The organism is Kribbella sp. NPDC049584 (assembly GCF_040675555.1).
Lineage (GTDB): Bacteria > Actinomycetota > Actinomycetes > Propionibacteriales > Kribbellaceae > Kribbella.
In genome coordinates, this window is sequence record NZ_JBFAPF010000011.1 from 221,300 (window position 1) to 240,560 (window position 19,261).

At 68.3% G+C, this 19,261-nt stretch carries 18 protein-coding genes; 12 read left to right on the plus strand and 6 right to left on the minus strand.

Annotation, left to right across the window (positions count from 1 at the left end):
* Positions 1 to 85: 85 nt before the first annotated feature.
* From AB0J62_RS32000 to AB0J62_RS32010, 3 genes are read left to right on the plus strand one after another with little or no spacing between them, the layout of a single operon-like run.
* Positions 86 to 187, plus strand: a complete 102-nt coding sequence (locus tag AB0J62_RS32000) for an AURKAIP1/COX24 domain-containing protein (protein WP_008356322.1) — start codon at positions 86 to 88, stop codon at positions 185 to 187.
* 45 nt (positions 188 to 232) lie between these two features.
* Positions 233 to 1,240, plus strand: coding sequence for an NAD-dependent epimerase/dehydratase family protein (locus AB0J62_RS32005; RefSeq protein WP_363878954.1), 1,008 nt, complete (start codon positions 233 to 235; stop codon positions 1,238 to 1,240).
* Positions 1,233 to 2,411, plus strand: coding sequence for a lysophospholipid acyltransferase family protein (locus AB0J62_RS32010; RefSeq protein WP_363878957.1), 1,179 nt, complete (start codon positions 1,233 to 1,235; stop codon positions 2,409 to 2,411). The genes AB0J62_RS32005 and AB0J62_RS32010 overlap by 8 nt, the downstream gene beginning before the upstream one ends.
* A gap of 71 nt (positions 2,412 to 2,482) precedes the next feature.
* Here the strand turns inward: AB0J62_RS32010 and AB0J62_RS32015 are convergent, their stop codons facing one another.
* Both AB0J62_RS32015 and AB0J62_RS32020 read right to left on the minus strand, forming a co-directional pair.
* Positions 2,483 to 3,691: a DUF5667 domain-containing protein gene (locus AB0J62_RS32015; protein WP_363878960.1), complete on the minus strand. Its 1,209-nt coding sequence runs from the start codon at positions 3,689 to 3,691 to the stop codon at positions 2,483 to 2,485.
* Between the two features lie 106 nt (positions 3,692 to 3,797).
* Positions 3,798 to 4,340, minus strand: a complete 543-nt coding sequence (locus AB0J62_RS32020) for a sigma-70 family RNA polymerase sigma factor (RefSeq protein ID WP_130384882.1) — start codon at positions 4,338 to 4,340, stop codon at positions 3,798 to 3,800.
* Positions 4,341 to 4,733: 393 nt separating this feature from the next.
* Between AB0J62_RS32020 and AB0J62_RS32025 the strand changes: the two genes are divergently transcribed.
* The 7 genes from AB0J62_RS32025 to hemB all read left to right on the plus strand — a co-directional run bounded on the left by AB0J62_RS32025 (position 4,734) and on the right by hemB (position 12,197).
* Positions 4,734 to 6,182 (plus strand): AMP-binding protein, encoded by a 1,449-nt coding sequence (locus tag AB0J62_RS32025; protein WP_363878963.1) that lies wholly within the window; start codon positions 4,734 to 4,736, stop codon positions 6,180 to 6,182.
* Positions 6,179 to 6,415: a glutaredoxin family protein gene (locus AB0J62_RS32030; RefSeq protein WP_363878966.1), complete on the plus strand. Its 237-nt coding sequence runs from the start codon at positions 6,179 to 6,181 to the stop codon at positions 6,413 to 6,415. Before AB0J62_RS32025 ends, AB0J62_RS32030 begins: the two co-directional genes overlap by 4 nt.
* A gap of 113 nt (positions 6,416 to 6,528) precedes the next feature.
* A complete protein-coding gene (locus AB0J62_RS32035) occupies positions 6,529 to 7,284 on the plus strand; it encodes a redox-sensing transcriptional repressor Rex (RefSeq protein WP_130441960.1) in 756 nt (251 codons plus the stop codon).
* Positions 7,281 to 8,603 (plus strand): glutamyl-tRNA reductase, encoded by a 1,323-nt coding sequence (locus tag AB0J62_RS32040; RefSeq protein WP_363878970.1) that lies wholly within the window; start codon positions 7,281 to 7,283, stop codon positions 8,601 to 8,603. The genes AB0J62_RS32035 and AB0J62_RS32040 overlap by 4 nt, the downstream gene beginning before the upstream one ends.
* Positions 8,600 to 9,481, plus strand: coding sequence for a hydroxymethylbilane synthase (gene hemC, locus AB0J62_RS32045; RefSeq protein WP_363878973.1), 882 nt, complete (start codon positions 8,600 to 8,602; stop codon positions 9,479 to 9,481). The genes AB0J62_RS32040 and hemC overlap by 4 nt, the downstream gene beginning before the upstream one ends.
* On the plus strand, positions 9,478 to 11,205 hold the full coding sequence (locus AB0J62_RS32050; protein WP_363878976.1) for a uroporphyrinogen-III synthase: 1,728 nt from the start codon (positions 9,478 to 9,480) through the stop codon (positions 11,203 to 11,205). The genes hemC and AB0J62_RS32050 overlap by 4 nt, the downstream gene beginning before the upstream one ends.
* A gap of 5 nt (positions 11,206 to 11,210) precedes the next feature.
* Positions 11,211 to 12,197, plus strand: a complete 987-nt coding sequence (hemB, locus tag AB0J62_RS32055; RefSeq protein ID WP_363878979.1) for a porphobilinogen synthase — start codon at positions 11,211 to 11,213, stop codon at positions 12,195 to 12,197.
* Positions 12,198 to 12,231: 34 nt separating this feature from the next.
* Here the strand turns inward: hemB and AB0J62_RS32060 are convergent, their stop codons facing one another.
* From AB0J62_RS32060 to AB0J62_RS32075, 4 genes are all read right to left on the minus strand, one after another.
* A complete protein-coding gene (locus AB0J62_RS32060; protein ID WP_363878982.1) occupies positions 12,232 to 12,756 on the minus strand; it encodes a dihydrofolate reductase family protein in 525 nt (174 codons plus the stop codon).
* Positions 12,757 to 12,765: 9 nt separating this feature from the next.
* The gene (locus tag AB0J62_RS32065; RefSeq protein WP_363878985.1) at positions 12,766 to 14,361 is read right to left on the minus strand and encodes an FAD-dependent oxidoreductase; all 1,596 of its coding nucleotides are present in this window, start codon (positions 14,359 to 14,361) and stop codon (positions 12,766 to 12,768) included.
* Complete coding sequence (locus AB0J62_RS32070; RefSeq protein ID WP_363878988.1) at positions 14,362 to 15,450, minus strand: LacI family DNA-binding transcriptional regulator; 1,089 nt, start codon at positions 15,448 to 15,450, stop codon at positions 14,362 to 14,364. It lies immediately after the preceding gene.
* Between the two features lie 61 nt (positions 15,451 to 15,511).
* A complete protein-coding gene (locus AB0J62_RS32075) occupies positions 15,512 to 17,257 on the minus strand; it encodes a hypothetical protein (RefSeq protein ID WP_363878991.1) in 1,746 nt (581 codons plus the stop codon).
* 206 nt (positions 17,258 to 17,463) lie between these two features.
* Between AB0J62_RS32075 and AB0J62_RS32080 the strand changes: the two genes are divergently transcribed.
* Positions 17,464 to 18,387 carry a sugar ABC transporter permease gene (locus AB0J62_RS32080; RefSeq protein WP_363878994.1) on the plus strand — a complete coding sequence of 308 codons (924 nt, stop codon included), beginning with the start codon at positions 17,464 to 17,466 and terminating at the stop codon, positions 18,385 to 18,387.
* Positions 18,377 to 19,261: a carbohydrate ABC transporter permease gene (locus tag AB0J62_RS32085; protein WP_134109664.1), complete on the plus strand. Its 885-nt coding sequence runs from the start codon at positions 18,377 to 18,379 to the stop codon at positions 19,259 to 19,261. Before AB0J62_RS32080 ends, AB0J62_RS32085 begins: the two co-directional genes overlap by 11 nt.

Sequence of the window (19,261 nt, forward strand, 5' to 3'; positions counted from 1 at the left end):
TTTAGTGGAGGAGGCTGCTTTAGGTTGCGGGAGTGACCTACAGGTAAGCTTTGCCGACGTTCTCTTTGAGTTTGGATGGTCAGACGTGGGTTCCGTAATCAAGAAGCGCCGCAAGCGTATGGCGAAGAAGAAGCACCGCAAGCTGCTGAAGAAGACGCGGGTGCAGCGCCGCAAGCTCGGCAAGTAGCCGGCAGGTACTGTTCGCCGCGCCCGGTCCGGCTGGGGGTAGCTCGTGGCACAGGTAGTGATGGTGACCGGCGTCTCGCGGGACGCCGGTGCTCGCTGTGCCCGAAGGCTGGCCGACGACCCGGCGATCGGTACCGTGCTCGGGGTCGACGTGGTCCCGCCGCGGGCCGAGCTCGGCCGGGTCCGGTTCGTCCGGGCCGATATCCGCAATCCCGTGATCGCCAAGGTGATCGCGGCCGAAGGCGTGGATACGGTCGTCCACACCGGCGTCGTGGCGACCCCCGGGAGTGCTGGCGGCCGTTCGTCGATGAAGGAGATCAACGTCATCGGCACCATGCAGCTGCTCGCCGCCTGCCAGAAGGCATCCGGCGTGGCCAAGCTGGTGGTCAAGTCCTCCACGACGGTGTACGGCGCCGGCCCGCGCGATCCGGCCATGTTCACCGAGGAGATGGCGCCGCGGGCGATCCATCACCACGGGCTGAGCAAGGACGCGGTCGAGGTCGAGGGCTACGTGCGCGGCTTCGCCCGGCGCCGCCCCGACGTCTGCGTCACCACGCTGCGGATGGCGAACTGGATCGGCCCCAAGACCGATTCGCCGATGACGCGGTACTTCGCTCTCCCGGTCGTGCCGACCGTCTTCGGGTACGACGCCCGCCTGCAGTTCCTGCACGAGGACGACGGCGTCGAGGCGATCCAGCGCGCGACAGTCAACGACCTTCCTGGGACCTTCAACGTGGCCGGCGACGGCATCCTCTCGCTGTCCCAGGCGATCCGCCGGCTCGGCCGGCCGACGCTGCGGCTGCCGTCGTTCACCGCGTCAAGCACGGCCGCTGCCGTCCGGCGGGCCCGGCTCGCGGACTTCTCGCCGGACCAGATCACGTTCCTGACGTTCGGACGTGGCGTGGACACGACCCGGATGCGGACCGAGTTCGGGTTCGAGCCGAAGTACACGACTGCGGAGGCGTTCGACGACTTCCGGTCCTCGCTCGGGGTCGGCGCGATGACGCGGGTCGCAGGCCTGCTCGGCGCGGGGTTGGGAGCGTTGCGTGGCTGACGCGGATGTGATCCCGATCGGCTCCGGCGGCAGGCCCGGCCGCGGGAGTGGACGCCGTACGACGCCGTCCGCCGCCGCGCGCGCACTCGCCGGACCAGGCGGTCAGAAGAAGAACAGCCGCGCCCGATCCGGCCCCGACGGCAAGCGCCCCGACTCGGACGCTGCTGCGGGCGGTCCGGTGAGCGGACCTGCTGCGCAGGAGCCCCGGGTGGGCGAGACGGCAGGAGCCGTGCCTGACGTCGACGGGCCTGACATGTCCGGGTTGGATCTCGGTGGGTTGGATCTCGGCGGGCTGGACTTCGGCCGGCTGGAGCGGGTGGTGCGGGAGTTGTTCGGCGAGGACGGCGAGCGCCGGGTCGCGGAGTGGCTGGCGTTCCTGCGCCGGCGGCTGAGCGGTGACTACGAACTCGACGAGTTCGGGTACGACTCCGACCTGACCGACCAGGTGCTGCTGCCGATGCTGCGCCCGATGGTGGAGAAATGGTTCCGCGTCGAGGTGCGCGGTATCGAGAACATTCCGACCGACGGCAGCGCGCTGATCGTCGCGAACCACTCCGGCACGATGCCGATCGACGGACTGGTGACCCAGGTCGTCGTCGCAGACCACACCGGCCGGCCGCTACGCACACTGGCGGCGGACCTGGTGTTCCAGACACCGTTCGTCGGCGAGCTGTCCCGCAAGGGCGGCGCGACCCTGGCGAACAACGACGACGCCGAACGGCTGCTCCGCCAGGGCAACCTGGTCGGCGTCTGGCCGGAAGGATTCAAGGGTCTCGGCAAGCCGTTCGCCGAGCGGTACAAGCTGCAGCGCTTCGGGCGCGGCGGATTCGTCAGCGCCGCGATGCGGACCGGCGTACCGATCGTCCCGTGCTCGATCGTCGGCGCCGAGGAGATCTATCCGCTGGTCGGCAACATCGCCTCGCTGGCCCGCCTGCTCGGCGTCCCGTACATCCCGATCACACCGTTCTTCCCGCTGCTCGGACCGCTCGGGCTGATCCCGCTGCCGTCCAAGTGGCTGATCGAGTTCGGCGAGCCGATCCGCACCGACGAGTTCGCCGACGGCGCACCCGACGACCCCATGCTGGTCTTCAACGTCACCGACCAGGTCCGCGAGACCATCCAGCAGACCCTCTACACCCTGCTGATGCAGCGCCGCAGCATCTTCTTCTGACCCGAGCAACGCCCCGGGCAACGAAGAAGCCCGGCACACCATCGGTGTGCCGGGCTTCTCTGCGTCGTGCTCTACTTCCAGGGCGGGAACAGCGTGTTGATGATCCCTGGGAGATCGATCAGCGGTGTGGTCGGGAACGGCCACGGCCAGGCCGGCGTGGTCGGGGTCAGCGAAGGCAGCACGGTAGGCGTCGCAATCGGCGAGTTCGACGACGACGGCTTCGGTGGCGTCTTCAGGGCCGTCGGAGGCGGTTCCGTGGACTCCTCGACGATCGTGGTGTTCGGAATCTTGGTGGGCGACGTGCTCGGCTGGAGCGTGGTCGACGCACCGGGTGTCGGGATGGTCGAGGACGCCTTGGTGCTCGTCCCCGGCTTGGCCGGATCACTCGGCTCGCCGTTGCCGGGTGTCGTCCGGTTCGGCTTGCTGGTGGTGCCGCCGGTGGTGGCCGACTTCGGCGCTGCGCACTTCGGGCAGGCCGCGCTCGTGTGCTGCGCCAGCTGCTCGATCGTTGCCAGCGCCTCCACTCCGGACTTCAGCGACTCCGGCGGGAGTTTGGGCGCGAGCCCCACAAGAGCCTGGCGGGCGCTGGTGATGAAGGCCGTGATCGCGCTGATCGAACTCTCGTCGCCGTCCTGCTGGTACGACGCGACCAAACGGGACACGCCCTTGCGGGACTGCGCCGAGAAGTCGTCCAGGGTCGCGTTGATCGTGCCCACCGATCCGCCGTTGTCGGCGAGCTGGCGGACTTCGGACAGTCGGGTCATCGCGTGCTCGAGGTCGCGCCGGCCGCGTGAGTCGTCCCCGACGCTCACATTGGTCGACACGTTCTCGATGCTGCGCTTCATCCCGTACAACGTGTCGCCGGGCATGGCCTGCTGAGCGGCGGCGGCAGAACCGATGCCACCTCCGAGCAGGACGAGCGCGGCGGTACTGGCCACGAGCCGGATCCTCCGGCCCTGTCGGCGGCGAATAGCTGTCACGGACGCGCCAACGTCCTCGCGACCCGGCGGGTCGTCCGAGCTGTCCGGTGCGCTGCGCACCATCATCGGAGTCGCAGTGGTCGCCGCGCGCGCCGCCGCCTGCTCCAGCAGACGGTGCCGCAACTCGGCGCTGAACTCCGGTCGCGGTGCAACTGCGCCGGCGGTCCTCAGCCGTCCGACCAGCTCCACAGCTTCCAGCAACTCGGGGTCTTCGCTCAGTCGCGCGGAGTGACGGGGCCCGTGATCGACGGCATGCGCGAATGACTCCGCGCGCGCTCGAGCCCTGTGTAGGTCACTCATGATGTTCGTTCTCCTCAATGGCCAGTCGGGGTCACCGACAGGTCCTCATGAAGAGGAACGAGGAAACTCGCTGACGGGTTACGAAAGACATTCGTTGTCATCCGCCTCACCTCAAGTCCTTGGGGATAACCTTCGCCAAGTGCCTCACGGCCCTCAGTTGCAGTTGCTTGACGGCGCCCTCCGACTTCTCGAGCGCCTTGGCCGTTTCCGCGATCGACAGGCCGGCGAAGAACCGCATCGTCAGGCAGTCGCGCTGCTCGTCCGGCAGACCCGCGACCGCGTCCCGCAGTACCTCGGCGGTCGCGGCGGCGAGCACATCGATCTCCGGACCCTCGGTCTGCCGGTCGTGGGTCTCGATCTCGTCGGTGACCACTTCCAGCCGGACCCGGCCGGACTTGTAGTGGTCGGTGATCAGGTTCCGGGCGATCGTCACCAGCCAGGCGCCGAAGTCCCGGCCCTGCCAGCGGAACGAGTCCAGCGCGCGCAGCGCCCGGACGAAGGTCTCGCTGGTCAGGTCCTCTGCGAGTGCCGACGAGGACACCCGCGCGTAGATGTAGCGATAGACGGTGAGCGAGTACTCGTCGTACAGCTCACCGAAGGCACCGACGTCCCCGGCCTGGGCGCGATCGACGAGCTCTGCACGTCTCATCCCGTCCGGGCTTGGCTCCGGCGTGGTCAAGTTTTCTCCCCGTTCAACTGACACGTCTTCTGACACATCCGCGAATGGCCACAGTGGCTGAACCGCACCGAGCGTCGCCGCTCGGACACATACTGTCAACAGCCTGAGGCGTGCCGCCTTCCGTCCGGTCTGGTCGTCACGAATGCGCCAGCGGACTGCGTCCGTAAATCGGAGCAGCCTGCTGTCGGGGAGGGTGAAGCATCGCGCATGAGGTTCCCCGCGCGGCCGGGTTTCTGCAGTGTGAGGTTCGACAGAAGCGCGCCCGCGAAGTCACCTGTATATCGGTGGTCACGCTCTGCTGCAACCGTTCTGGGCAAGCCGGTTGAAAGTCCGTGGCCCCCGTGGCCGTGACAGACTCGCCTGGTGAACGTGAATTTCGCGGACATTCTTCGTGACACAGCGCAACGACACGGCGAGCGTCCCGCACTGGTCGACGGGGACCGCCGGCTGACCTGGAGCCAGGTCGACGAGGCCGTCGACCGGACCGCTCAGGGGCTTGCCGCGGCCGGCCTGGTGCCCGGGGCCCGGGTCTTGCTCCTGGTTGCCAACAGCATCGAGTTCGTCACGTCCTACCTGGGCATTCTCCGCGCCGGACTGGTCGCGGTACCGCTGAACACCGGGCTCACCAAGTCCGAGGTCGCAACCGTCACGGCGCACTCCGGAGCCCGGCTGGCGATCGCCGGACCGGGCCTGGCGGACCGGATCGAGGGCGTCCGGACGGTGGCGCCGGGCCAGCTCGAAGGTGACGCTCCGTTACCGTCGACGATCGATCCCGAGGCGCTGGCGCTCCTGCTCTACACGTCCGGAACCAGTGGAGATCCGCGTGCCGCGATGCTCACCCATCGGGCACTTTCCGCCAATGTGCAGAACCTCACCGAGCTCGGAGAGGACCGGATGGGACCCGAGGACGTGGTTCTCGGGGTCCTGCCGATGTTCCACGCGTTCGGCTTGAACGCCGTGCTGGGCTGGACCGTCGCGACCGGCGCGGCGCTGATCATCGAGCAGCGATTCGACCCCGAGGAGACCCTCGGCCTGGTCGGCAAGTACGGCGTGACGCGGCTGCCGCTCGCCCCACCGGCGCTGCACACTCTCCTGGGTCGAGCCGATCTGCGCGAGGCACTGCGGTCGGTCAAGGTCGTGCTGACCGGCGCGTCCACGCTCGATCGCACGCTCGCGGACCGCTTCGAGCAGGTCAGTGGCCACTTCGTGCACCAGGGGTACGGCCTGACAGAGGCGTCCCCGGGGGTCACCACGACTCTGGGCGAGTCCGAGCCGAAGCCCGGCTCCGTCGGCCGCCCGCTGCCGAACGTCGAGCTCCGGATCGCCGACGAGCAGGGCGAGGACGTCGAGGGCGACGACCCGGGCGAGATCCTGATCCGCGGCAACAACCTGTTCTCCGGGTACTGGCCGGACGGCGTGGACGGTCCGGATGCGGAGGGCTGGTACCGGACCGGCGACGTCGGCTTCCTGGACGCGGACGGCGACCTGTTCCTGGTCGACCGGCTGCGTGAGCTGATCATCGTGTCCGGCTTCAACGTGTTCCCGAGCGAGGTCGAGGACGTGCTGGTCGCTGCTCCCGGCGTGAGCGAGGCCGCGGTCATCGGGATGCCGTCCGAGGAGACCGGCGAGGCGGTGAAGGCGTTCGTCGTACCGCAGGCAGACGCCACGGTGGATGTCGCGGCGATCCGCGAGTACGCCGAGGGCCGGCTCGCGCGGTTCAAGTCCCCGGTGGAGATCGAGGTGGTGGATCAACTCCCGCACTCGGTCACGGGCAAGGTCGCCAAGGGCCGGCTCCGGCAGGGCAGCCGATGAGCCGGGTCGTGATGTACGGGAAGCCGGGCTGTCACCTGTGCGACGACGCCCGGGAGATCATCCGCTCGGTCTGCGGCGAGCTGGGGGTGGAGTGGACCGAGGTCGACATCACCCAGGATGACCAGCTGTTCACGCAGTACGGCGAACAGATCCCGGTCACGTTCGTCGACGGGAAGCAGCACGACTTCTGGCGGGTGGACTCCGCGAGGCTCAGGAAGGCCTTGACAAAGTAGGGCGTGTCTTGCAGGTCACCCTCGCCGATTTTGTTCTCACGTTCACAAGCTCCTAGAGTAAGAACCGCCGCCGGCCGTCAGACCGCGGTGAACCAACCGCTCCCAGGAGAATTGTGACGCGTGCCAGCAGCCGTCGCCCCGGCCCGCCGACGAGAACCGAACGCGGCATCCCCGAGGCGACTGTCGCGCGCTTGCCGGTCTACCTGCGGGCCCTGACCGCGCTCTCGGACAACGGCATCGCCACCGCGTCGAGCGAGGACCTGGCGACCGCGGCCGGGGTGAACTCCGCCAAGCTCCGCAAGGACCTGTCCTACCTGGGCTCCTACGGCACCCGCGGCGTCGGGTACGACGTCGAGTACCTGCGCTACCAGATCGCCCGCGAGATCGGCGTCACCCAGGACTGGGCCGTGGTCATCGTCGGGATCGGAAACCTGGGCCACGCGCTGGCGAACTACTCCGGCTTCGGCACCCGCGGCTTCCGGATCGTGGCCCTGCTCGACGCCGACCCGAAGCTGGTCGGCGAGCGGATCGGCGACATGGAGGTCCGCGACTTCGCCGAGCTCGAGGACATCGTCGAGCGCGACCGGGTCTCGATCGGCGTGATCACCACGCCCGCCGGTCCGGCCCAGGAGGTCTGCGACCGGCTGGTCGCCGCCGGCGTGACCAGCATCCTGAACTTCGCGCCCGTGGTGCTGTCCGTGCCCGACGGCGTCGACATCCGCAAGGTGGACCTCTCGATCGAGTTGCAGATCCTGGCGTACCACGAACAACGAAAGTCCGGAGAGGCGGCGCTCCCCCAGGTGCCCGAACTACCAGCGATGAACGGTCTGAGTGATCTTCCGAGTGTCGGAGGAGGTGTCGGCGCATGAGTTACCTGGTCGTCGGCATCAGTCACCGTTCCGCCGACATCAACGTCCTCGAGCGGGTGGCGCTCGACGCGGACGCGGCGACCAAGCTGGCCCTGGCCGTCAAGCACACCCCGGCCGTCGCCGAGTCGGCAGTCATTGCCACGTGCAACCGGACCGAGGTCTACGCGACCGTCGACCGGTTCCACGCAGGGATGGACGAGGTCACCGCGATCCTGTCCGACGTCACCGGCGTGCCGCTGCTGGATCTGGCCGAGCACCTCTACGTGCACTTCGAGGAGGGCTCGGTCGCGCACCTGTTCCAGGTCGCGGTCGGACTGGACTCGATGGTCGTCGGCGAGAGCCAGATCCTCGGCCAGGTGAAGGAGACGCTGCGCGTCGGCCAGGACCTGGAGACCATCGGCACCGAGCTGAATGCCCTGTTCCAGCACGCCTTGCGGGTCGGCAAGCGGGCCCGGACCGAGACCGGCATCGACTCCGCCGGCCGTTCGGTCGTCTCGGCCGGCCTGGAGGCGGTCGGTGGCTTCGAAGGCCGCCGCGCACTGATCGTCGGCGCCGGTTCGATGGCTTCGCTGGCCGCACAGACCTTGATCAACGGTGGCGCCAAGAGCGTGACCATTGCCAACCGCAACTATGACCGCGCGGTCGCGCTGACCGATCGCATCGGCGGTACGCCGATCCATCTCGCCGACGTGCCGGATGCGTTGCGCGACGCCGACCTGATCGTGTCGTGCACCGGCGCGCGTGGCGTCGTACTGAGCGAAGAGATGATCCGGAACGCGTCGGACGGACGGCCGCTCGGCGTACTCGACGTGGCCCTGCCGCGCGACGTCGCGCCCGAGGCGGCGCGGATCCCCGGCGTCACGCTGGTCACGCTCGCCGACCTCGCCGGTACGGCGGGCGGCAGCGAAGCCGACATCGACGAGGTACGGCGGATCGTCGGCGAGGAGACCGGTGCGTTCGAGGCGACCCGGCGGGCCGCATCGGTCGCGCCGACCGTGGTCGCGCTGCGGACGATGGCGACCGAGCTGGTCGACTCCGAGCTGGCCCGGCTGGATCGCCGGCTACCCGGCCTCGACGAGCAGCAGCGGCACGAGGTCGCGTGGACCATCCGCCGCGTCGTCGACAAGTTGCTGCACAACCCGACAGTCCGGGTGAAGGAGCTCGGGGGAGACCCGGGCGGACCGACGTACGCCGATGCGCTGCGCGAGCTGTTCGCCCTCGACCAGGCAACGGTGGACGCGGTGACGGCGGTCAAGTCTCCCGAGGACACCAGCAAGACGCCCGCGGACGCGCGGCACGCTGGAGGTGAGCAGGCATGATCCGGCTCGGCACCCGTCGCTCCGCCCTCGCGACCGCGCAGTCGACCCTCGTCGCCAACGAGTTGCGGGCGCTCGGCCACGAGGTCGAGCTCGTGCTGATCACGACCACCGGCGACGTGAACCGTGCCCCGGTCGAGCAGATCGGCGGCACCGGGATCTTCGTCAGCGCACTGCGCGACGCCCTGCTGGCGGACGAGATCGACATCGCTGTGCACTCGCTGAAGGACCTGCCGACCGCTCCGGTCGACGGGCTGGTGCTCGGTGCCATCCCGCTCCGCGAGGACCCGCGCGACGTACTCATTGCCCGGGACGGGCTGACGCTCGGCGAGCTGCCGCGCGGCTCGGTCATCGGCACCGGAGCCGCCCGTCGCGTCGCGCAGATCGACGCGCTCGGCCTGGGCGTCGAGTGCACCGGAGTCCGCGGCAACGTGGACACCCGGATCTCGCTGGTCACCGACGGCAAGGTCGACGCGGTGATCGTCGCGCGCGCCGGGGTGTCCCGGCTGGGACGGCTCTCCGAGGTCACCGAGACGCTGGACCCGATCCAGATGCTGCCCGCGCCCGGGCAGGGCGCGCTGGCGATCGAGTGCCGGTCGGACAACACCGAGGTGCTAGCCGCCCTGGCGCACCTCGAGGACCCGGCCACTCGCGCTGCGGTGACGGCGGAACGGCAACTGCTGGCCACGCTCGAGGCAGGGTGCACGGCTCCGGTCGGCGCGCTCGCCGAGGTGGTCGAGGGTGAGGACGGCCCCGAGCTGTGGCTGCGGGGCGCGCTCGGCCAGGACGACGGCGTACGACGGCTCTCCGCGAACGGGCCGGTGGACGACCCGGTGTCTCTCGGCAAGGCGCTGGCGAACGAACTGCTGGAGCGAACATGACACCGGCACAGGGCACTACGACGGCGGCCCACAAGACGGCCCACAAGACGAGCAGGAAAACGACGAGGGCGAAGGCAGACGTGAGCGCGAAGACAGCGGCCACCGCGGCACCTCAGAAGGCTGCGACCAGTACCGTCAAGCAGACCAGACCACTCGGCCACGTGACATTCGTCGGCGTCGGCCCCGGTGACCCCGCACTGCTGACGCTGGCCGGCCGTGACGTGCTCGCCAACGCCGACGCGGTCGTTGTCGAGGGCCCCGAACACGACGCGTTCCTCACCTACTGCAAGGCAGGTGTGGAAGTCGTCGACGGCTCCGGCGCCGAGGGCAGCCGGGCACTGCGGATCGCGGCCCGGGCGCGACTCGTGGTGAAGACCGCCAAGACCGCCGCGAACGTCGTACGCCTGCTGAGCGGCGACCCGTTCACCTTCTCCAGCGGCGCCGAGGAGGCCGCCGCCTGTAAGAAGGCCGGTATCGGGTTCAACGTCGTCCCAGGTGTGAGCGAGGTGAGCGCGGTCCCGACGTACGCCGGGATCCCGCTGACGGTGAAGGGCGACCGCGAGGTCACCGTCGTCGACCTGGCCGAGAACAAGCTCGACCTGACCCGGCTGCAGCCGAAGCAGACGCTGGTGTTGCTGAACGCCACGGAGACGTTGAAGGAGACCGTTGCCGCCCTCATCGAGGCCGGCTTCGACGCTTCGACCCCGGTCGCGGCGACGGTCGGTGGTACGACGACCGCGCAGATGAGCGTCGTCGGCACGCTGGAGACGATCGTCACCGACCTGCGCGCCGCGAAGGTGACCGGCGAGGCCGTCATCGTCGTCGGCAGCGTGGTCGAGCAGCGCGAGGCGCTGTCCTGGTTCGAGACCAAGCCGCTGTTCGGCTGGCGGATCCTGGTTCCGCGGACCAAGGACCAGGCCGGCCCGCTGATGGACCGGCTCCGGCGCTACGGCGCGATGCCGGAAGAGGTTCCGACCATCTCGGTCGAGCCGCCGCGCAACCCGCAGCAGATGGACAAGGCGATCCGCGGTCTGGTCGAGGGACGCTACGAGTGGGTCGCGTTCACCTCGGTCAACGCGGTGAAGGCGGTCCGGGAGAAGTTCGACGAGTACGGGCTGGACGCGCGGGCGTTCTCCGGGCTGAAGATCGCGGCGGTCGGCGACAAGACCGCCGAGGCGATCGGTGCCTGGGGCATCCGTCCCGACCTGGTCCCGAGCGGTGAGCAGTCCGCGGCCGGGCTGGTCGAGGACTGGCCGCCGTTCGACGAGGTGCTCGACCCGATCAACCGGGTCTTCCTGCCGCGCGCGGACATCGCCACCGAGACACTCGTTGCCGGGCTCACCGATCTCGGCTGGGAGGTCGACGACGTCACGGCGTACCGGACCGTGCGCGCCGCGCCGCCGCCCGCGCCGACCCGTGAGGCGATCAAGTCGGGCAAGTTCGACGCGGTCGTGTTCACCTCGTCCTCGACCGTGCGGAACCTGGTCGGCATCGCCGGCAAGCCGCACGCGTCGACGGTGATCGCGGTGATCGGCCCGGCCACGCTGAAGACCGCCGAGGAGCACGGCCTGCGCGTCGACGCGATGGCCGAGTCGCCGTCGGTCGAGGAGCTGGCCGACGCCCTGGCCCGGTTCGGGGCGGATCGGCGTGACACCATGGTGGAGGCCGGTGAGCCGGTCACCCGTCCGTCCGAGCGTCGCTCGGGATCTCGTCGGAAGAGCTGAGTTCCATGCCTGGTGGTTTCCCGGAGGTCAGGCCGCGGCGGCTTCGGTCGTCGGCGGCGGTACGTCGACTGGTCGCGGAGACCGTCATCGAGCCGAGGCAGCTGATCCTGCCGATGTTCGTCCGGGAGGACGCCCGGGAGCCGATCCCGATCAGGTCGATGCCGGGCGTCGTACAGCACACCCGGGACACGGCCCGGAAGGCGGTCGCCGAGGCGGCGTCGCTCGGTCTCGGCGGCGTGATGCTGTTCGGCGTACCTTCGGTGAAGGACCCCGTTGGCTCTGGCGCCCTGGATCCGGCCGGCATCTTGAACGTCGCGATCGCCGATGCTGTTGCCGAGGCGGGTGACTCGCTGCTGGTGATGTCGGACCTCTGCCTGGACGAGTTCACGTCGCACGGGCATTGCGGCGTACTCGACTCCTCCGGCCGGGTGGACAACGACGCGACGCTGTCGATCTATGCCGAGATGGGCGTTGCGCAGGCTTCGGCGGGCGCGCACGTCGTCGGTCCGTCCGGGATGATGGACGGCCAGGTCGGCGTCATACGTAAAGCGCTCGACGCGGCCGGCTTCATCGACACCGTGATCCTCGCGTACGCCGTGAAGTACGCGTCGGCATTCTTCGGCCCGTTCCGCGAGGCGGTCGACTCGTCGCTCACCGGCGACCGGAAGACGTACCAGCAGGACAACGCCAACGCCCGCGACGCCATCCGCGAGGTCGACCTCGACATCGCCGAAGGCGCCGACATCGTCATGGTCAAACCGGCCCTCGCGTATCTCGACATCATCCGCCAGGTCCGCGACCACGTGAACCTCCCCGTTGCCGCGTACAACATCTCCGGCGAATACGCCATGGTGGAAGCCGCCGCCGCCAACGGCTGGATCAACCGCGAAGCAGCCATCCTGGAAACCCTCACCTCAATCCGCCGAGCCGGCGCCGACACCATCCTCACCTACTGGGCCGCAGAGGCAGTCCACCTCCTGAACCACAGGTGACGCAGGAGCCCGCGGCTCTCCAGCGTTCGAGTGGTCAGTGCTGGATTGTGTAGTCGGATTGGGTGAAGCCGGCTTTTAGGGTTCGGGTGGCGTTGTGGGTCAGGGGGATGTCGGAGTCCAGAGGGCCGAAGAGGGGGATGCCGGTGCCTAGGAGGACGGGGGCTGTGGTGATGGTCAGCTCGTTGAGGAGGCCGGCGGCTAGGAACGTTTGGATGGTTCGGGCGCCGTCGGTGTAGATGCGTTGGGCGCCTCGGTCGGTGAGGGTTTCTACCAGGGCGTCCAGGGTGCGGTGGACCAGGATGCGGTCGTCGGCGTTCGGGTCGAGGGTTGAGCTGAGGACCTCTACCTGCTTGCCGTCGTACGGCCAGAAGTCGTACGTCAGCGCCAGTTGATAGGTGTTCCGGCCGAGTACGACGGTGTCGATGGAGGACATGAATTCGTCGTACCCGGTCTCGCCGGCCTGTTCGGCTCGGCTGGTGAGCCAGTCGACGGAGCCGTCGGGGCGGGCGATGTAGCCGTCGAGGCTGGTGGCGATGAAGGCAGCGGCATGGAAGCTCACGCCGACATTTTAGTAGCCCGACACCTCCGGCCAGCTCAGCTCGACGCCGTCGGCGGCCAGACGGGACTGGTACTCCGCGAGCAGGGCCGGCGTACTGCGGACCGCTCGCGGCGTCGCACCGCGATCCAGGCAGAACGCCGCCAGTGCACCAGCGGATTCGCCGATGTTCCACTCGACAGGGTGGAGCCGGTAGCAGCCGTTGGTGATGTGCGTCGTGCCGAGATTCTTGTTGGCCGGCAGGAGATTCTCGACCCGCTGGGGGATGAGCGCACCGAGCGGGATCCGGAACGGGCTGCTCGCGACATCGATGTAGTTGTCGCCGCCGGTCGACGGATGCAGGTCGATGCGGTACATCCCGACCCCGACGGTGTCGTCGTACTCGACCGCGCCCCGGTCTCCGCGGACCGCGACCGAGAGGTCCTGCTCGACGATCGTGTACTCCGCCTTGATCCGCCGCGATTCCCGGATGTACGGCGCCTGCGCCAGCCCGTCTGCGGAACCGAGCAGATCCCCGCGCAACCGTAGCCCGGGAAACCCGCTGCCGCCGTCGGGGCGAGGCGCCTCGGTCTGCAGCCAGTAGAAGACGGACTGCGACAGCTCGCGCGCCGCAGCCAGATGCTTCGAGGCGTCCGGTACGTCGATGACCGGGCCTTCGAAGTAGTCGATCATCGGCCAGTTCACCAGGCAGATGTCGCTCTCGTACGCGCCCGGGACGAAGTGCCGGCGCGCCGCGATCCGGCGGAACGTCCAGAGGTTCGTGTCGCCGCCGGTCAGCCGCTGATCGGCAACCACCGCAAGGGGATCGTCGTCCGGGTTCGGCGTGAAGGAACGGCGGGACGTCTCGAGCGTCCGCGGGTTCGGCGCGGTCCAGGACAGCAGGCGGTCGCCCCAGAACGACGGCTGGTAGTTCCGCCAGAAGGCGTAGTTGGCCGGCTTGTCACCGACCTGGTCGCCGTCGACGTGATCGACCGCGAAGCAGTACGAGACCGCCTGCATGTTCATCGGCTGCGCCTGCGCCGGCGCGCTCGGCTCCCCGGTCTCGCTCTGCGCCTCGAACCCCGTCACGTACTCCGTCCCGGTGAGCGGCAGGAGCTCCCCGGTCTCGGTCGCATCGAGGATGTACGGCGCTGTGACGGTCAACTGCTCGTCGGAATCACGATGCTGCACGGTCACCGCGGTGACGCGATCGCCGTCGGTCTCCGCGCCGACGGGACGGTACGGCTGGAGCACCTGTAGCCGACGGCTCGCTCGGTACGGCGCGAGCATGGCTTCCAGTACCGCGAGTGCGACCCGCGGTTCGTGGCAGAGCTTGGATACGTACCCAGCGCCGGGGTTCAACTGCGGCATCGCGCGGGAGGCGGCGGTCAGCGGGTAGTGCCGGCGGTAGTACTCGCGGATGCCGTCGCGGAGAGCGCGGTACGACGCTGTCACGCCGAACTGCTCGACCCAGCTGTGCTCGTCCGGCGGGACGGCCTGGCTGGTCAACTGCCCGCCGAGCCAGTCGAACTCCTCGGTCAGCACGACCGATCGACCGGCACGCAGCGCAGCCAGGGCGGCCGCAACGCCGCCCAGCCCGCCGCCGACCACAAGTACCTCTGTATGCATTCAGACACCTTTGGGTGGAGTGAGAGTCGTACCTTCGGTCAGCTCGCACGGGAGCAAGATCTGCTGCGAGGTCGCGGTGCCGCTCAGGATCGCCTCGAGCAGCTCGACCGCCCGCACCCCCATCGCCCGCCGCGGCACGTGAAACCCGCTGAAGTCCACGTCACTCGCCACAGGACGCGTCGAGTCGCCAAGCGCAACCACAGACAGATCCCCAGGTACGTCGATCCCGCGCGCGGCCGCCGCACTCAACAGGGCGACGGCATCCGCCCGCTCCTCCACAAACACGGCGGTGATCCGCCGCTCAAGCAATACGTCGAACACCTCCCCAACCCACCGCGCCTGCGGCGCGGTGGGTTGGGGACGACTGCCGGAGGGGGCCGGGTCGGGGCTGGTGGTTGAGAGGACGAGGGGCTTGGGGCCGGCGACCTGGCGGAACCCTTTGAGGCGGTCTGCTGAGGATTCGGGGATGGGGCCGGGGCCTGTGGCGGGGCCGATGTAGGCGAGGTGGCGGTGGCCGAGTTTGAGGGCTCGGTCCGCGAGGAGGTGGGTGGCGGTGGTGTAGTCGGCGCCTACGGAGGGGACGGGGGCACCGGCGTCGTTACGGCGGCCGACCGAGACGAAGGGGTAGTCCTCGGCGATCAGGCGGGCGAGTTCGTCGGAGGGGACCTCGCGACCGAGGAGCAGGCAGCCGTCGGCGATGCGGAGGCGGTTGTTCTCGTGGAAGATCCGGCGGTGGCCGTCCGTGACCGGGGCGCTGGTGAACAGCAGCAGGTCCCACCCGAGGCGCTCGGCGCGGTCCTCGATGCCGGCAAGGAACGGGTAGTAGAAGTCACCGCTGGTGCTCGGGAACACCGACTCGTACGTGAACACGCCGAGGATCTGGTTGCGTTGCTTGAGCATCCGCCGGGCCAGCGGATCCGCCTGGTACCCGGTCTCGCGGATCACCTTGAGCACCCGGTCCCGGGTTTCGGCCGGGATCCGGGCGGTCGCGTCACTGCGATTGTTCAGCACCAGTGAGACCGTCGTCTGGCTGACGTTCGCCAGGCGCGCGATGTCGCGCTGGGTCAGCCGGGTCGCCTTCTGTGGCATCGCCCGACAGTAGCCCGACGACGGTCCATCGTCAAGAAAAAGACAGTGATAATTCGAATTACTACAACACTCGGAGCCGAAGGGTCTGGCGCCCGGGAATCCGGCCGGTCAGGTAGACGCGCAGACCGTCCGGGGTCAGGCTGCCGCCGAGGTACGTGTACCGCTCGCCCGGATCCATCGGCACCCGCGCGGCGCCGTTCCCGGGACCGAACTCGATCCGGTCCGAGCCGACGGTGTAGGTGCCCGTGCCGGAGACGAGCTGATAGTTGCCCGAGGCATCCAAAGCGTCGACGCCCGCCAGCGTCCCACCGGGACGGAAGCACAGTTCGATCGCGTACGCCGTTTCGTCGCCGTCGAATTCGAAGATCAGGTCGTACCCGTTCGAAACGTCGGTGACAGCGATGTCGGTGCGCAACGTGCGGTACTGCTTAGGGCGGTGGCCGAAATCCATCGACGCGTAGAAACGGCCTTCCGGGGTCAACGCATAGCGCCCGTCAGCCCGGCGATATCGCTTCGGAAGCGGCAGGTGATACGGGACGCTCACCTCGGAGGACAGCTTGAACGTGTTCCCGGACACCTGCAGACCGTCGCTGCGGAAGTGACCGGTGCTGAAGAACTGCGGCGACAACCGGACCGAGTCGAGGATCGCCGCACCGTTGCGGAGCTTGAAGAACGTCGGGTTCGTGGACAGCCCCGACGAGATCACCGGGATGTCGTGAAAGTCCGTGCCGCCGAACACGGTGGCGGTCCGCGCCCCGCGGCGTACGCGTGCCGACGCCTGCGACGGGAAGTGCTTGACGAAATCGGTCGGCACCGCCGCCGCAGTCGGCAAGACGGCTGACAGCTCGGGCCGCTCGAGTACCTCCGCCAGGAAGTCGCCGAGCTCACCCGTGCCGCGCGTTTCGATGCTCTTGGCAACGGTCGTGAACCGGCCGTCGTTCGTGTGCAGCGCGAGCTCGCGGAACTGCGTCAGGTACCACCAGACCTCGCGCAGACCCTTCTGGTCCTGGCGCCGCGAGGCCGTCGTGTCGACCTCGCCGTTCGGCTCCAAGAGATACAGCGTCGCCTCGAGGTTCCGTCGTACGTACTCCACCAGCGCCGGCCTGTCGCGGAGCCAGGCGATGGTCAGCAGGCACGGATTCGTCACCTCGGCGGCGTACGTCGAGCTGCGTTCGCTGTAGATCCCGTCCGGGGTCGCGTCGATGCCTTCGTCGAGCCATTCATCGATCCGCGCCGCGTACCGCCGGTCCGGGAACAGGTGGTGCGCGCGTGCGAGCGCCGCCGACACCTCCCACCGATGGTTCGGCGTGTGTACGCCGCCGGCGGCGAGGGCAGGCGCCGCCTTGCGAATCACGGCAGCAAGCGTCGTACGCAGCGACGCCGTCTCCGCCGAGTCATCCGCGTCGAGCAGCGCGTACAGCACGCACACGTCCTGGATCGCGAACGAACTGTCCGGCGGAGAGTGCAGGTTCCCGACGTCATACAGACCGTCGTCGTGCTGCCGCGCCGCGAGCTGGTCGACCAGCCAGCCGAGCGGCCCGAGCAGCGTGGCGTCGTGGTGGTACGACGACCTGCCCCACACGTACCCGGAGATCAGTCGCCTGGCCTTTCGCGCGACGGTGCGGATGCTGTCGCCGGCGTTCTGATAGTTCGCCAGCACCAGCGGAATCTGGGCCTGGTTGGCGCTGGTCAGCAGGGTCAGGAAGTCGTCGTCCACACCAGCTACCTCAGCACGCGCGGTGGTCGGTTGCAGTGCGCCGAGCGCGACTGTGGTCAGCGAACCGGTGAGGAATGTACGTCGCAGCATCGGCATCTCCTGGGCGGTAAGCGGTTGCCAAATGCTCAGAACTGTCGCTCCGGAACTTTGTCCTGTCAATAGCTCGCACGACGGCCGGATCCGGACAGCCCCTAGGTCGGCGAACCCTTGCGGGAACCGGTTTCTTGTACTAGTTTGACCGACCAAGGCAAGCGCTTTCCAACCGCTTTCCACCACTGTCCGGAGGTGCTACGACGATGAGTGTGCTGGGTGAGCTCGGCAGCCTCCGGGGGAAGAAAACCGCAGGTCAGAAGAAGGACAACCTGGCCGGCTACCTCTTTCTTGCGCCCTGGCTGTTGGGGCTTTTCCTGATCACGATCGGGCCGATGCTGGCCTCGCTGTACCTGTCCTTCACGGACTACAACCTGATCCAGGCTCCGAAGTGGATCGGCCTGGACAATTTCACCCGGATGCTGTCCGACGAGCGGCTGCACAACTCACTCCGGGTCACGTTCACCTACGTGTTCGTGTCGGTCCCGCTGCAACTGGCGATCGCCCTGCTGCTGGCCGTCGTACTCGACCGTGGCGTCCGCGGGATGGCGTTCTACCGGTCCGTGTTCTACCTGCCGTCGCTGCTCGGCTCGAGTGTCGCGATCGCGATCCTCTGGCGGCAGGTGTTCGGCACGACCGGCCTGCTCAACCAGTTGCTCGATGTCGTCGGCATCCACGGCAAGGGCTGGATCTCCGACCCGAGTACGGCGCTGGGCACGCTCGTCGTACTGAACGTCTGGACGTTCGGCTCGCCGATGGTGATCTTCCTGGCCGGGCTGAGACAGATCCCGTCGATGTACTACGAGGCCGCGTCGGTCGACGGCGCCGGGACGCTGCGCCGGTTCGTCAGCATCACGCTGCCGCTGCTGACGCCGATCATCTTCTTCAACCTGGTGTTGCAGATCATCCACGCGTTCCAGGCGTTCACGCAGGCGTTCGTGGTCTCCGGAGGCAGCGGCGGTCCGTCGGACTCGACGATGTTCTTCACGCTGTACCTCTACGACCGGGGCTTCGGGAACTTCGACATGGGCTATGCGTCCGCGATGGCCTGGTTCCTGCTCGTGATCATCGGGATCTTCACCGCGGCGAACTTCCTCCTCTCGAAGTACTGGGTGTTCTATGACGACTGAAACGCTCCGCACCACCGTCGCCGCCCGGCGGACCGGCGTCGTCACCTGGGCGCGGGTCCGGCCGCTGGTGATCCACGTCGTCCTCGCGGCGTCCGCGCTGGTGATGCTCTACCCGGTGATCTGGATGGTGGTCAGCTCACTGCGGCCAGGCAACGAGATCTTCCGCGACCCCGGGATCCTGGTGAAGGACCTGCGGATCGACAACTACCGGGTCGGCTGGAACGCGCTGACCGAGCCGTTCACCCGCTACCTGCTGAACTCGGCGGTGGTGGTGCTCGGTTCGATCTTCGGCAATCTGGTCTCGTGCTCGATGGCGGCGTACGCGTTCGCCCGGCTCGAGTTCGTGGGCAAGAAGTTCTGGTTCGCGATCATGCTGCTGAGCATCATGCTGCCGATCCACGTGGTGATCGTGCCGCAGTACATCCTGTTCTCGCACGCCGGCTGGATCAACACGTTCCTGCCGCTGATCGTGCCGAAGCTGCTGGCGACGGACGCGTTCTTCGTGTTCCTGATGGTGCAGTTCATCCGCGGCATCCCGCGCGAGCTGGACGAGGCCGCCCGGATCGACGGCTGCGGCCGGGGCAGCATCTTCCTGCGGGTGATCCTGCCGCTGATGGTGCCGGCGCTGGCCACCACGACGATCTTCACGTTCATCTGGACCTGGAACGACTTCTTCAGCCAGCTGATCTACCTGACCGACCCGCACATGTACACCGTCCCGGTCGCGTTGCGGGGCTTCGTCGACTCGACCTCCAGCAGCTCCTGGGGATCGATGTTCGCGATGTCGGTCGTCTCCCTCGTCCCGGTCTTCCTCGCCTTCCTGTTCGGCCAGCGGTTCCTGATCAAGGGCATCGCGACCACCGGCATCAAGTAA

Coding starts and splice junctions, on each gene's coding strand:
- AB0J62_RS32015 (WP_363878960.1), bottom strand. CDS start 3,691: ATGAGTGACCTACACAGGGCTCGAGCGCGCGCGGAGTCATTCGCGCAT.
- AB0J62_RS32020 (WP_130384882.1), bottom strand. CDS start 4,340: ATGAGACGTGCAGAGCTCGTCGATCGCGCCCAGGCCGGGGACGTCGGT.
- AB0J62_RS32030 (WP_363878966.1), top strand. CDS start 6,179: ATGAGCCGGGTCGTGATGTACGGGAAGCCGGGCTGTCACCTGTGCGAC.
- AB0J62_RS32040 (WP_363878970.1), top strand. CDS start 7,281: ATGAGTTACCTGGTCGTCGGCATCAGTCACCGTTCCGCCGACATCAAC.
- hemC (WP_363878973.1), top strand. CDS start 8,600: ATGATCCGGCTCGGCACCCGTCGCTCCGCCCTCGCGACCGCGCAGTCG.
- AB0J62_RS32050 (WP_363878976.1), top strand. CDS start 9,478: ATGACACCGGCACAGGGCACTACGACGGCGGCCCACAAGACGGCCCAC.
- hemB (WP_363878979.1), top strand. CDS start 11,211: ATGCCTGGTGGTTTCCCGGAGGTCAGGCCGCGGCGGCTTCGGTCGTCG.
- AB0J62_RS32065 (WP_363878985.1), bottom strand. CDS start 14,361: ATGCATACAGAGGTACTTGTGGTCGGCGGCGGGCTGGGCGGCGTTGCG.
- AB0J62_RS32070 (WP_363878988.1), bottom strand. CDS start 15,450: ATGCCACAGAAGGCGACCCGGCTGACCCAGCGCGACATCGCGCGCCTG.
- AB0J62_RS32075 (WP_363878991.1), bottom strand. CDS start 17,257: ATGCTGCGACGTACATTCCTCACCGGTTCGCTGACCACAGTCGCGCTC.
- AB0J62_RS32080 (WP_363878994.1), top strand. CDS start 17,464: ATGAGTGTGCTGGGTGAGCTCGGCAGCCTCCGGGGGAAGAAAACCGCA.
- AB0J62_RS32085 (WP_134109664.1), top strand. CDS start 18,377: ATGACGACTGAAACGCTCCGCACCACCGTCGCCGCCCGGCGGACCGGC.